The 13554-nt window shown below is 61.1% G+C and carries 9 protein-coding genes; all 9 read left to right on the top strand.

The features are described from left to right. Window positions 1-194 precede the first annotated feature (194 nt). The 9 genes from rnr (at window position 195) to AC3WRD_RS00585 (ending at window position 13526) form a co-directional block, all read left to right on the top strand. On the top strand, window positions 195-2825 hold the full coding sequence (rnr, locus tag AC3WRD_RS00625) for a ribonuclease R (protein ID WP_096819813.1): 2631 nt from the start codon (window positions 195-197) through the stop codon (window positions 2823-2825). Then, window positions 2822-3589 (top strand): 23S rRNA (guanosine(2251)-2'-O)-methyltransferase RlmB, encoded by a 768-nt coding sequence (gene rlmB, locus AC3WRD_RS00620; protein WP_096819812.1) that lies wholly within the window; start codon window positions 2822-2824, stop codon window positions 3587-3589. The genes rnr and rlmB overlap by 4 nt, the downstream gene beginning before the upstream one ends. Window positions 3590-3898: 309 nt before the next feature. After that, complete coding sequence (gene rpsF, locus AC3WRD_RS00615) at window positions 3899-4327, top strand: 30S ribosomal protein S6 (RefSeq protein WP_007950702.1); 429 nt, start codon at window positions 3899-3901, stop codon at window positions 4325-4327. A gap of 28 nt (window positions 4328-4355) precedes the next feature. After that, a complete protein-coding gene (gene rpsR / locus AC3WRD_RS00610) occupies window positions 4356-4586 on the top strand; it encodes a 30S ribosomal protein S18 (RefSeq protein ID WP_002551829.1) in 231 nt (76 codons plus the stop codon). A gap of 37 nt (window positions 4587-4623) precedes the next feature. Further along, window positions 4624-5514 (top strand): YybS family protein, encoded by an 891-nt coding sequence (locus AC3WRD_RS00605; RefSeq protein WP_096819811.1) that lies wholly within the window; start codon window positions 4624-4626, stop codon window positions 5512-5514. A 19-nt stretch (window positions 5515-5533) separates the two neighbouring features. Continuing rightward, a complete protein-coding gene (gene rplI, locus AC3WRD_RS00600; RefSeq protein WP_008078307.1) occupies window positions 5534-5980 on the top strand; it encodes a 50S ribosomal protein L9 in 447 nt (148 codons plus the stop codon). 120 nt (window positions 5981-6100) lie between these two features. Continuing rightward, the gene (dnaB, locus tag AC3WRD_RS00595) at window positions 6101-7498 is read left to right on the top strand and encodes a replicative DNA helicase (protein WP_096819810.1); all 1398 of its coding nucleotides are present in this window, start codon (window positions 6101-6103) and stop codon (window positions 7496-7498) included. 112 nt (window positions 7499-7610) lie between these two features. Next, window positions 7611-9923 carry a YgiQ family radical SAM protein gene (locus AC3WRD_RS00590; RefSeq protein WP_102620130.1) on the top strand — a complete coding sequence of 771 codons (2313 nt, stop codon included), beginning with the start codon at window positions 7611-7613 and terminating at the stop codon, window positions 9921-9923. A 327-nt stretch (window positions 9924-10250) separates the two neighbouring features. Continuing rightward, entirely contained in the window at window positions 10251-13526 is a 3276-nt protein-coding gene (locus AC3WRD_RS00585) for a transglutaminase family protein (protein WP_102620129.1), read from the top strand. Window positions 13527-13554 lie beyond the last annotated feature (28 nt).

Here is a 13554-nt window from a genome sequence, read left to right as displayed (position 1 = left end):
GCGCACTATACGGAGCGTCTTTTTAACTGTAAACCCCTGCCAGCAAAAAAAATGGTTTTTTTTACCAGCGGTGTTCAAAACGCCTTTCAGACGTCGATACAAGGCTCAAGACGCGCCTTATAGAGTCGGAAATTTCCCGTTTGATGGCGCCTATGCCAAACTAACCCGCATATAGACAAGGTGAAAACTCTCTAATGGCCGATTGGCAGTCCCTCGATCCCGAGGCCGCTCGTGAAGCGGAAAAATATGAAAACCCTATTCCCAGCCGCGAACTGATCCTTCAGCACCTTGCTGATCGGGGTTCGCCTGCTGCCCGCGAGCAACTGGTCGAAGAATTTGGTCTGACCACAGAAGACCAGATCGAAGCCCTGCGCCGCCGCCTGCGCGCCATGGAGCGCGACGCTCAACTGATCTACACCCGTCGTGGCACTTATGCGCCGGTGGACAAGCTCGACCTGATCCTCGGTCGCATCAGCGGTCACCGCGACGGCTTCGGCTTCCTGGTGCCGGATGACGGTTCCGACGACTTGTTCATGAGCCCGGCGCAAATGCGCCTGGTGTTCGATGGCGACCGTGCCTTGGCCCGTGTTTCCGGCCTGGACCGTCGCGGTCGCCGCGAAGGCGTGATCGTCGAAGTGGTGTCCCGTGCCCACGAAAGCATCGTCGGCCGCTATTTCGAAGAAGGCGGTATCGGCTTTGTTGTCGCGGACAACCCGAAGATCCAGCAGGAAGTGCTGGTCACCCCGGGCCGCAACGCCAATGCCCAGATCGGTCAGTTCGTCGAGGTGAAAATCACCCACTGGCCGACTCCGCGCTTCCAGCCGCAAGGCGATGTGGTCGAAGTCGTCGGCAACTACATGGCGCCGGGCATGGAAATCGATGTCGCCCTGCGCACCTACGACATTCCGCACGTCTGGCCTGAGGCCGTTCTGAAGGAAGCCGGCAAGCTCAAGCCGGAAGTCGAAGAGAAAGACAAAGAGAAACGCGTCGACCTGCGTCATCTGCCGTTCGTCACCATCGACGGCGAAGATGCCCGCGACTTCGACGACGCGGTCTACTGCGAATCCAAGCCAGGCAAGCTGCGCCTGTTCTCCGGCGGCTGGAAGTTGTACGTGGCGATTGCCGACGTTTCCAGCTACGTGAAGATCGGCTCGGCCCTGGACAACGAAGCCCAGGTGCGCGGCAACTCGGTGTACTTCCCCGAGCGCGTGGTGCCGATGCTGCCGGAGCAGCTGTCCAACGGCCTGTGCTCGCTGAACCCGCACGTCGATCGTCTGGCCATGGTTTGTGAGATGACCATCTCCAAATCCGGCGAAATGACCGACTACTGCTTCTATGAGGCGGTGATCCACTCCCACGCCCGCCTGACCTACAACAAGGTCAGCGCGATGCTGGAAACGCCGAAAGCGACTGAAGGTCGCAAGCTTCGCGGCGAATACACCGACGTCCTGCCGCACCTGAAACAGCTCTACGCGCTGTACAAGGTATTGCTGGCTGCCCGTCACGTACGTGGCGCGATCGATTTCGAAACGCAGGAAACCCGGATCATCTTCGGTTCCGAGCGCAAGATTGCCGAAATCCGCCCGACCACTCGTAACGACGCGCACAAGCTGATCGAGGAATGCATGCTGGCGGCCAACGTGGCCACCGCCGAATTCCTGAAAAAGCACGAAATCCCTGCGTTGTACCGTGTCCACGACGGCCCGCCACCAGAGCGTCTGGAAAAACTTCGCGCGTTCCTCGGCGAGCTTGGTCTGTCCCTGCACAAAGGCAAGGACGGCCCGTCGCCAAAGGACTATCAGGCCCTGTTGGCCAGCATCAAGGACCGTCCGGATTTCCACCTGATCCAGACCGTGATGCTGCGCTCCCTGAGCCAGGCGGTGTACAGCGCCGAGAACGACGGCCACTTCGGCCTGAATTACGAAGCCTATACCCACTTCACCTCGCCGATCCGCCGTTACCCGGACTTGCTCACGCACCGGGCGATCCGCAGCGTGATCCATTCGAAACAGGACACCCCGCACGTTCGCCGTGCCGGCGCGATGACCATTCCGAAGGCGCGCATCTATCCGTACGACGAGGCGGCCCTGGAACAGCTCGGCGAGCAGTGCTCGATGAGCGAGCGCCGTGCCGACGAAGCAACCCGCGATGTGGTGAACTGGCTCAAGTGCGAGTTCATGAAGGATCGCGTGGGCGAGTCGTTCCCGGGCGTGATCACTGCCGTGACCGGTTTTGGCCTGTTCGTCGAGCTGACCGATATCTACGTCGAAGGTCTGGTGCACGTTACGGCGCTGCCGGGCGATTACTACCACTTCGACCCTGTGCATCACCGCCTGGCGGGCGAGCGCACCGGTCGCAGCTTCCGTCTTGGCGATACCGTTGAAGTGCGGGTCATGCGCGTCGATCTCGACGAGCGCAAGATCGACTTCGAGATGGCCGAAAAAACCATCAGCGCGCCAATCGGCCGCAAGAAGCGTGGCACCGAAACGGCTGCTCCAGCGGCCAAGGCTGTGGAAGAAAAGGCTCCGGCAAAAACCGCCAGCCGTCGTCCGGCCAAGGAAAAGGTGGCCGAGGCTTATCGCCCGAGCGATGCCGTGGCGAAAAACGCCGAACTGCGCAAAAGCCGTGAAATGAAGAAGGCCTTGCTGGCCGACGCCAAAAACGGTGGTAAAGCGGCGTCCGGGGGAAAGACCGGGCGGTCGGCGCCTGAAAAGGCCTCCGGCGGCAAACCAGCCAAACCGAGCAAACACCGCAAGGGCCCGCCAAAAGCGGGTTCCGCTCCAGCCAGAAGCGGCGGGGCACGTAAACCGAAGGCGAAGTCATGAGTCAGTTGGAAAAAATCTACGGCGTTCACGCGGTAGAAGCGTTGCTGCGTCACCACCCTAAGCGCGTCAAGCAGATCTGGCTGGCCGAAAGCCGCAACGATCCGCGGGTGCAGACGTTGATCGAGCTGGCCAACGAAAACCGGGTCCAGATCGGTCAGGCCGAGCGCCGTGAAATGGATGCCTGGGTCGAAGGCGTGCATCAGGGTGTGGTGGCGGACGTCAGTCCAAGCCAGGTCTGGGGCGAAGCGATGCTCGACGAGCTGCTTGATCGCACCGAAGGTGCGCCGCTGTTGCTGGTGCTCGACGGCGTGACCGATCCGCACAACCTCGGCGCCTGCCTGCGTTCGGCGGACGCTGCCGGTGCGCTGGCGGTCATCGTGCCGAAAGACAAATCGGCCACCCTGACGCCTGTCGTGCGTAAAGTGGCCTGCGGTGCGGCGGAAGTGATTCCGCTGGTGGCCGTCACCAACCTTGCGCGCACCCTGGAAAAGCTCCAGCAGCGCGGGCTGTGGGTTGTCGGCACGGCGGGTGAGGCCGAGGTCAGCATCTACGACCAGGATCTGACCGGCCCGACCATCCTGATCATGGGCGCCGAAGGTAAAGGCATGCGTCGCCTGACCCGTGAGCATTGCGACTACCTGGTGAACCTGCCGATGGCCGGTAGCGTCAGCAGTCTCAACGTGTCGGTTGCGACGGGCGTGTGCCTGTTCGAGGCCCAGCGCCAGCGCGGGGCCAAGGCCAAGGCGGCTGCCAAGAAGCCTTAAGCCTTACGCCGTCCAAAATGTGGGAGCGAGTCTGTTCGCGAAAGCGGAGTTACATTCGGCATCATTGTTGAGTGTTTCACCCAATCGCGAGCAGACTGCGCTCCCGCAGCGTTTTATGGCAGGGCGAAGTTTTGGTGGCTGTTCAAATAATCACCAATTGCCTTGCACCTCTTCTGTCCCTTCTCTACAATTGCGCCCCTTGCTGTGACGGCAGGCACGCATGTGCCCCGCGCCGGCAAGTCCATAAGTGTCATTCACTCCTTGTCTGACCGTTTTTGAGCGGCAGGCTACAACCCGTAAGGAGCATTCATGCGTCATTACGAAATCATCTTTCTGGTCCACCCTGACCAGAGCGAGCAAGTCGGCGGCATGGTTGAGCGTTACACCAAGCTGATCGAAGAAGACGGCGGCAAAATCCACCGTCTGGAAGACTGGGGCCGTCGTCAACTGGCCTACGCAATCAACAATGTTCACAAGGCTCACTACGTGATGCTGAACGTTGAGTGCACTGGCAAGGCCCTGGCCGAGCTGGAAGACAACTTCCGCTACAACGATGCAGTGATCCGTAACCTGGTCATCCGTCGCGACGAAGCCGTTACCGGCCAGTCCGAGATGCTCAAGGCTGAAGAAAACCGCAGTGAGCGCCGTGAGCGTCGCGAACGTCCTGAGCACGATGGCAGCGCCGATGGCGATGACAGCGATAGCGACAGCGACAACAGCGATAACGCTGACGAGTAATCCACGGACCTTTTAAGGAGCCTATCAAATGGCACGTTTCTTCCGTCGTCGTAAATTCTGCCGCTTCACCGCTGAAGACGTGAAGGAGATCGATTACAAAGATCTCAACACTCTGAAAGCCTACGTATCCGAGACCGGCAAAATCGTTCCAAGCCGCATCACCGGTACCAAAGCTCGTTATCAGCGTCAGCTGGCCACCGCTATCAAGCGCGCCCGCTTCCTGGCCCTGCTGGCCTACACCGACAGCCACGGCCGCTGAGACCGGGTAGTCGACAAGTAAGTAAGGGATCGAATGCATGCGTGCCTTAGCTGAATTCATCATGCGGGGGCGTATGCAGGCCACGCTGGTCGTGGCCGGATCTGCGGCATTGCCGCTGTTGTTCTGGTTGAGTGCCGCTGCAGGTTGCCTTGTGCTCCTGCGGCGCGGTTCGGACGCCTTGAGCGTCCTGGGTGTGGGAGTGTTGTCAGCGTTAGTGAGCTGGCACTACCTGAAAGACCCGACGGCACTGATTGTGTTGCTCGGGACCTGTGGTCTGGCGCTGGTTTTACGCGCCGGCCACACCTGGAATCGCGCGCTGCTGGTCAGCGTGGCCGTGGGATTGTTGATTGCCGTGAGCCTGGGGACTGTATTCAGTTCCTTCACCGAGACTCTGGCGCAGACGTTTGAGCAAGTCTTGCCGCTGGCGATGGGTGAGGTCTACGAGAAATTCTCGGCAGATCAGAAGGCAATTCTCACTGCATTGGCGGTCCCACTGTCGATCATTTCGACAGCGGTGTCGTTGCAGGTTTTTAGCGTGCTGTGCCTGATTCTTGGGCGCTACTGGCAGGCGTTGTTGTATAACCCCGGCGGTTTCGGTCGCGAGTTTCGCGCCATCCGACTGCCGAAAAGCGTTGCGCTGTCGCTTCTGGCCGTCATGTGTGTGGCACCGTTCTTCGGTCTGCATGCCTTGGTCCTGTTGCCGTTGTGCAGCGTGCCGCTGTTCTTCGCAGGCCTGGCCTTGGTTCACGGGCTGGTGGCGCAGAAGCGGTTGGCCGGTTTCTGGCTGGTGGGGATATACGTGACGCTCGTGCCTTTCATGCACTTGCTCGGTCCGTTACTGGTGGTCTTGGCCATCGTCGACAGCCTGATTGATTTTCGCGGTCGTCACGTGTCGAAAGACACCGATAGCGCGAACGGTGAAGGTTAAAAGTTAAGAGGATTTTCACATGCAACTGATCCTTCTGGAAAAAGTCACCAACCTGGGCAACCTGGGTGACAAAGTGAACGTTAAGGCCGGTTACGGTCGTAACTACCTGCTGCCTTACGGCAAGGCTACCGCCGCGACCCCAGCAAACATTGCTGCGTTCGAAGAGCGTCGTGCCGAGCTGGAAAAAGCTGCTGCAGACCGTAAAGCATCGGCTGAAAGCCGTGCTGCCCAACTGGCCGAGCTGGAAGTGACCATCACTGCCACCGCTGGCGACGAAGGCAAGCTGTTCGGTTCGATCGGTACTCACGACATCGCTGACGCACTGACCGCCTCCGGCGTTGAAGTTGCGAAAAGCGAAGTTCGTCTGCCGAACGGCACCATCCGCAACGTGGGTGAATTCGACGTGGCTGTGCACCTGCACGCCGAAGTTGAAGCCACCGTACGCGTTGTCGTGGTAGCAGCTTAAGCAACACCTGATCGGCTGGCGGCCTGCCCGTCAGACGGTTAACATCGGGCACGATCCTGTTTACAGGTCGTGCCCTTTGTCTTTCTGTAATCCCTGCTTTTCCTGAATAAAAAAGTGGCCATGAACGAAATCTCCGCTCCCGAGCAATACGATCTGCAAACCGCATCCCTGAAGGTGCCGCCGCATTCCATCGAGGCCGAACAGGCTGTACTCGGTGGTCTGATGCTGGACAACAACGCCTGGGAACGCGTGCTTGATCAAGTCTCCGACGGCGATTTCTACCGGCATGACCACCGTCTGATCTTCCGTGCGATCGCCAAACTCGCCGATCAGAACTCGCCGATCGACGTCGTGACCCTTTCCGAGCAACTGGACAAGGAAGGTCAGACTTCGCAAGTCGGGGGGCTTGGGTATCTGGTCGAACTGGCGAAAAACACACCGTCCGTCGCCAACATCAAGGCTTATGCGCAAATCGTCCGCCAGCGTGCGACGTTGCGCCAGTTGATCGGCATCAGCAACGACATCGCCGACGCCGCCTTCAACCCTGAAGGCCGTACCGCCGAAGAGATCCTCGACGAAGCCGAGCGGCAGATCTTCGCAATTGCCGAGGCGCGGCCGAAGACCGGCGGCCCGGTGGGCGTCAACGAGTTGCTGACCAAGGCCATCGACCGCATCGACACCCTGTTCAACACCGCCGACGCGATCACCGGCCTGTCCACTGGCTACACCGACCTCGACGAGAAGACCAGCGGCCTGCAACCGTCCGACCTGATCATCGTCGCCGGCCGTCCGTCGATGGGTAAGACCACCTTCGCGATGAACCTGGTGGAAAACGCCGTTCTACGCAGTGAAAAGGCGGTTCTGGTGTACTCCCTCGAGATGCCAGGTGAATCGCTGATCATGCGTATGCTTTCGTCCCTCGGTCGTATCGACCAGACCAAGGTGCGTTCCGGTCAGTTGGAAGACGACGACTGGCCACGCCTGACCTCGGCGGTCAACCTGCTCAACGACCGCAAGTTGTTCATCGATGACACCGCCGGCATCAGCCCGTCGGAGATGCGCGCCCGGACCCGGCGTCTGGTGCGCGAGCACGGCGATGTCGGCCTGATCATGATCGACTACCTGCAGCTGATGCAGATTCCCGGCTCCAGCGGTGACAACCGGACCAACGAGATTTCCGAGATCTCCCGATCCCTGAAAGCCCTGGCCAAGGAATTCAACTGCCCGGTGGTTGCCCTGTCGCAGCTCAACCGTTCCCTGGAACAACGTCCCAACAAGCGTCCGGTGAACTCCGACTTGCGGGAATCCGGAGCGATCGAGCAGGACGCCGACGTCATTATGTTCGTGTACCGGGACGAGGTTTATCACCCGGAAACCGAACACAAGGGCATCGCCGAAATCATCATCGGCAAACAGCGTAACGGCCCGATCGGCTTCATCCGCCTGGCCTTCATCGGCAAATACACACGCTTCGAAAACCTTGCGCCGGGCAGCTATAACTTCGACGACGACGAGTAAGCGCTCCGTCGTCTGAGTGCTCCTGATATTTCCGACCACAGCCGTCGGAATTGGTTATTTTTTGTGCTATATTCCGCGCCCGCGATTTTTCACCTCAACACCGGTCATCGACATGCAAGCAGCCAAGCCGTTATTTGACTATCCAAAATACTGGGCCGAATGTTTCGGGCCGGCGCCATTCCTGCCGATGAGCAGGGAGGAGATGGATCAGCTCGGCTGGGATTCCTGCGACATCATCATTGTGACGGGAGATGCCTACGTCGATCACCCGTCGTTCGGCATGGCGATCATCGGCCGGCTGCTGGAGTCGCAAGGCTTCCGCGTCGGGATCATTGCCCAGCCCAACTGGCAGTCCAAAGACGACTTCATGAAGCTTGGCGAGCCGAACCTGTTCTTCGGCGTCGCGGCCGGCAACATGGACTCGATGATCAACCGCTACACCGCGGACAAGAAAATCCGTTCCGACGACGCCTACACCCCGGGTGGCATGGCCGGCAAACGTCCGGATCGCGCGAGCCTGGTCTACAGCCAGCGCTGCAAGGAAGCCTACAAGCACGTGCCGATCGTGCTCGGCGGCATCGAAGCCTCCCTGCGCCGCATCGCCCACTACGACTATTGGCAGGATCGCGTGCGCAACTCGATCCTGATCGACGCCAGCGCCGACATCCTGCTGTACGGCAACGCCGAGCGCGCGATCGTCGAAGTCGCCCAGCGTCTGTCCTACGGTCACAAGATCGAAGACATTACCGATGTGCGCGGCACTGCGTTCATCCGTCGTGACACCCCTGCGGGCTGGTACGAAGTCGACTCCACGCGCATCGACCGTCCGGGCAAGATCGACAAGATCATCAACCCGTACGTCAACACCCAGGACACTCAGGCTTGCGCCATCGAGCAAGAGAAGGGGCCGGTTGAAGATCCGGAAGAAGCCAAGGTCGTGCAGATCCTGGCCAGCCCGAAGATGACGCGTGACAAGACTGTGATCCGCCTGCCGTCGATGGAGAAAGTGCGTGGTGATGCGGTCCTGTACGCTCACGCCAACCGCGTGCTGCACCTGGAAACCAACCCGGGCAACGCCCGTGCCTTGGTGCAAAAACACGGCGAAGTCGACGTCTGGTTCAACCCGCCGCCGATTCCGATGACCACCGAAGAAATGGACTACGTGTTCGGCATGCCTTACGCACGTATCCCGCATCCTGCGTACGGCAAGGAAAAGATCCCGGCCTACGACATGATCCGCTTCTCGGTGAACATCATGCGTGGCTGCTTCGGCGGCTGCACCTTCTGCTCGATCACCGAGCACGAAGGCCGGATCATCCAGAACCGCTCCGAAGAGTCGATCATTCGCGAAATCGAAGAGATCCGCGACAAGGTGCCGGGTTTCACCGGCGTCATTTCCGACCTCGGCGGCCCGACCGCGAACATGTACCGCATCGCCTGCAAGAGCCCGGAAATCGAATCCGCGTGCCGCAAGCCGTCCTGCGTGTTCCCGGGCATCTGCCCGAACCTGAACACCGACCACTCGTCGCTGATCCAGCTGTATCGCAGCGCCCGTGCGTTGCCGGGTGTGAAGAAGATCCTGATCGCCTCCGGCCTGCGTTACGACCTCGCGGTCGAGTCGCCGGAGTACGTCAAAGAGCTGGTGACCCACCACGTCGGCGGTTACCTGAAGATCGCCCCGGAACACACCGAGGAAGGTCCGCTCAATCAGATGATGAAGCCGGGGATCGGCACCTACGATCGCTTCAAGCGCATGTTCGAGAAGTACACCAAGGAAGCCGGGAAAGAGCAGTACCTGATTCCGTACTTCATCGCCGCGCACCCGGGCACCACCGACGAAGACATGATGAACCTCGCCTTGTGGCTCAAGGGCAACGGCTTCCGTGCCGACCAGGTGCAGGCGTTCTATCCTTCGCCGATGGCCACCGCCACCGCGATGTACCACTCGGGCAAGAACCCGCTGCGCAAGGTCACCTACAAGAGCGACGGCGTGACCATCGTCAAGAGCGAGGAGCAGCGTCGTCTGCACAAGGCGTTCCTGCGTTATCACGACCCGAAAGGCTGGCCGATGCTGCGTGAAGCGCTGATCCGCATGGGCCGCGCTGACCTGATCGGGCCGGGCAAGAACCAGTTGATTCCGACGCATCAGCCGGCCACCGACAGCTATCAGAGTGCCCGTCGCAAGAACTCGACGCCGTCCGGCAGCCATAAAGTGGCGAAGGATGTGAAAGAGAAGACCACCAAGATCCTCACCCAGCACACCGGTCTGCCTCCACGCGCCAGCGACGGCGGCAACCCTTGGGACAAGCGTGAACAGGCCAAGGCCGCGGCATTCGCCCGCAACCAGCAGGCCGCCAAGGAGCGCAAGGAAGCCGCGAAAGGCAAAGGGCCGAAACCGGCACGCAAGCCGGTCGTACCGCGCTAAAGAGAACGCCAACCTTCGGGTTGGCGTTTTTGCATTTCGCTGATCGTTCCCACGCTCTGCGTGGGAATGCCTCCAGGGACGCTCCGCGTCCAGTGACGCAGAGCGTCACGGGCTGCATTCCCACGCAGGAGCGTGGGAACGATCACGGGAGAGGGTCAGGGGGAGGGCTTCTTCGCAACATTTGCGTGCAACTGTGCCAAACCATTTCACCGCATCGCCCGATTTTGGTGCTGTACTGCCCTAAGCATTCCGGGAAAGCGCCCAAGCCTCTGCATGGCATAAGTCTTGCGCGCTTTCGAATACGCTTAGGCTCGCAGGAGGCACGCCGTGTCGATTCATGTCGCATTGCATCACGTCACGCATTACCGCTACGACCGCGCTGTCGAACTCGGCCCGCAGATCGTGCGTCTGCGCCCGGCTGCCCACAGCCGCACGCGGATTCTGTCGTATGCGCTGAAAGTCTCGCCCGAGCAGCACTTCATCAACTGGCAGCAGGACCCTCAGGGCAACTACCTCGCACGACTGGTGTTCCCCGAGAAAACCGCCGAGCTGCGGATCGAGGTCGACCTGCTGGCCGAGATGGCGGTGTTCAACCCGTTCGACTTTTTCCTCGAGCCCTACGCCGAGAAAATCCCCTTTGCCTACGCCGCCGATGAACGCAAGGAACTGGCGCCGTACCTCGAAACCCTGCCGCTGACGCCAAAACTCAAGGCCTACCTGGACGCCATCGACCGCACGCCGCTGCCGGCGGTGGATTTCCTCGTGGCGCTCAACCAGCGCCTGAGCGAGGACATCAATTACCTGATCCGCATGGAACCGGGCGTGCAAACCCCGGAGTACACCCTCGAACACGCCTCCGGCTCCTGCCGCGATTCGGCATGGTTGCTGGTGCAACTGCTGCGCAATCTCGGGCTGGCGGCGCGTTTCGTCTCCGGTTACCTGATTCAACTGACCGCCGACGTGAAAAGCCTCGACGGCCCCTCCGGCACCGAAGTGGACTTCACCGATCTGCATGCCTGGTGCGAGGTGTACTTGCCCGGCGCCGGCTGGATCGGCCTCGATGCCACCTCCGGGCTGTTCGCCGGGGAAGGGCATATCCCGTTGGCCTGCAGTCCCGATCCGTCCTCGGCGGCGCCGATCAGCGGTCTGGTAGAGCCTTGCGAATGTGAGTTCAGCCACGAAATGTCCGTGGAGCGGATCTGGGAAGCACCTCGGGTCACCAAGCCCTACACCGATGAGCAATGGCTGGCGATCCAGGCGCTGGGCCGGCAGATCGATGCCGATCTGCTGGAAGGCGATGTGCGGCTGACCATGGGCGGTGAGCCAACCTTCGTGTCCATCGACGACCCGGATGGTGCCGAATGGAACACCGCCGCGCTGGGCCCGGACAAGCGCCGGCTCTCCGCCGAACTGTTCCAGCGCATGCGCAAACACTACGCGCCAAAAGGGCTGGTGCATTTCGGCCAGGGCAAGTGGTATCCGGGCGAGCAACTGCCGCGCTGGTCGCTGAATTGCTATTGGCGCCGCGACGGTGTGCCGATCTGGCACAACACCGCGTTGATCGCCGATGAGCAGCAGGACTACGGCGCCGATGGCGCATTGGCTGGGCGCTTTCTGGCGAGTGTCGCCGAACGCCTGAAACTGCCGACACGTTTTGTGTTTCCGGCCTACGAAGACAATTTCTATTACCTCTGGCGCGAGGGCGCCTTGCCGGGCAACGTCAGCGCCGAAGACTCGCGTCTGGAGGAACCGCTGGAACGTGCGCGACTGCGCAAGGTGTTCAGTCAGGGGCTGGACAAGGTCATCGGTCAGGTGCTGCCGCTGGCACGCACCGCCAAGGGCGATCAATGGCAGAGCGGGCGCTGGTATCTGCGCGATGAACATTGCCGGCTGGTGCCGGGGGATTCACCGCTGGGCTATCGCCTGCCATTGGGTTCGCAGCCCTGGGTGAAAGCGGCGGAGTATCCGTTCATTCATCCGAACGACCCGAATCAGGACTTCCCCGAACTGCCCGACACTGCGCAACTCAATCGCCATGATGCGCCGGCTGCGGCGGATGAACGGGTGCCGAAGATCGACGAGTCCGCCGACTGGCTGACCCGCACCGCGTTCTGCGCCGAGGCACGGGAAGGCCGGTTGTATCTATTCATGCCGCCGCTGGAGCGGGTCGAGGATTATCTGGAGCTGGTGGCCGCCATCGAAGCCACTGCCGAGGAACTGCACTGTCCGGTGCTGCTGGAAGGCTACGAGCCGCCGAGCGATCCGCGCCTGAGCAACTTCCGCATTACGCCGGATCCCGGCGTGATCGAGGTCAACGTCCAGCCGTCCGCGACGTGGGATGAGTTGGTCGAGCGCACCGAGTTCCTGTACGAGGAGGCGCGCCAGACCCGACTGTCCACCGAGAAATTCATGATCGACGGGCGACACACCGGCACCGGTGGCGGTAACCATTTCGTACTCGGCGGAGCAACGCCGGCGGACTCCCCGTTCCTGCGCCGCCCGGATCTGCTGCGCAGCCTGATCAGCTATTGGCACAACCATCCGTCGCTGTCCTACCTGTTTTCCGGTCTGTTCATCGGTCCGACCTCTCAGGCACCGCGAGTCGATGAAGCGCGCAACGATGCGCTGTACGAGCTGGAAATCGCCTTCGCGCAGATGCCGGCGCCGGGAGAAGCGTGCGCGCCATGGCTGGTGGATCGCTTGCTGCGCAACCTGCTGATCGACGTCACCGGCAACACCCACCGCGCCGAGTTCTGTATCGACAAACTGTATTCACCGGATGGCGCCACCGGGCGTCTCGGTCTGCTGGAGTTGCGTGCATTCGAAATGCCGCCCCATGCGCGCATGAGCCTGGCTCAGCAGCTGTTGCTGCGGGCACTGGTGGCGCGGTTCTGGCGCGAGCCCTATGCACCGCCGAAGCTGGCGCGCTGGGGCACCGAGTTGCATGACCGCTTCCTGCTGCCGCACTTCATCGAGCAGGACTTTGCCGACGTCATCGTCGAACTCAACAATGCCGGTTATCCGCTGCGTGCCGAATGGTTCGCTGCGCATCTGGAGTTCCGCTTTCCCAAGGTCGGCGATTACGCCGTCAACGGCATCGAGCTGGAGTTGCGTCAGGCCCTTGAGCCCTGGCATGTGCTGGGCGAGGAGGGCGCGGCGGGTGGCACGGTGCGTTACGTCGATTCATCGCTGGAGCGTCTGCAGGTCAAGCTCACGGGGCTGCCGCCGCAGCGTTATCTGCTGACCTGCAATGGCATCCCGGTACCGCTGCAACCGACCGGGCGGGTCGGCGAGTTTGTCGCCGGTGTGCGTTTCCGTGCGTGGCAACCGGCCAACTGCCTGCAACCGACGATCCCGGTGCATGCGCCGCTGGTGTTCGACCTGCTCGACACCTGGATGCAGCGCTCGCTGGGCGGTTGTCAGTACCACGTCGCGCATCCGGGCGGGCGCAATTACGAGACGTTGCCGGTCAACGCCAACGAAGCGGAGAGCCGGCGCATGGCGCGTTTCTTCCGCATCGGGCACACGCCGGGGAAACTTCCTGTACCCATTGTCGAAACGAACGACGAGCTACCGATGACTCTCGATTTGCGACGCTTTTAGATCGTACGCGACGCCCGGATTTTTCGTA

The sequence above is a fragment of the Pseudomonas sp. FW215-R2 genome (assembly GCF_058789255.1).
Note: the sequence above shows the minus strand (reverse complement) of the source record. Positions and strands in the feature narration are given on the sequence as shown.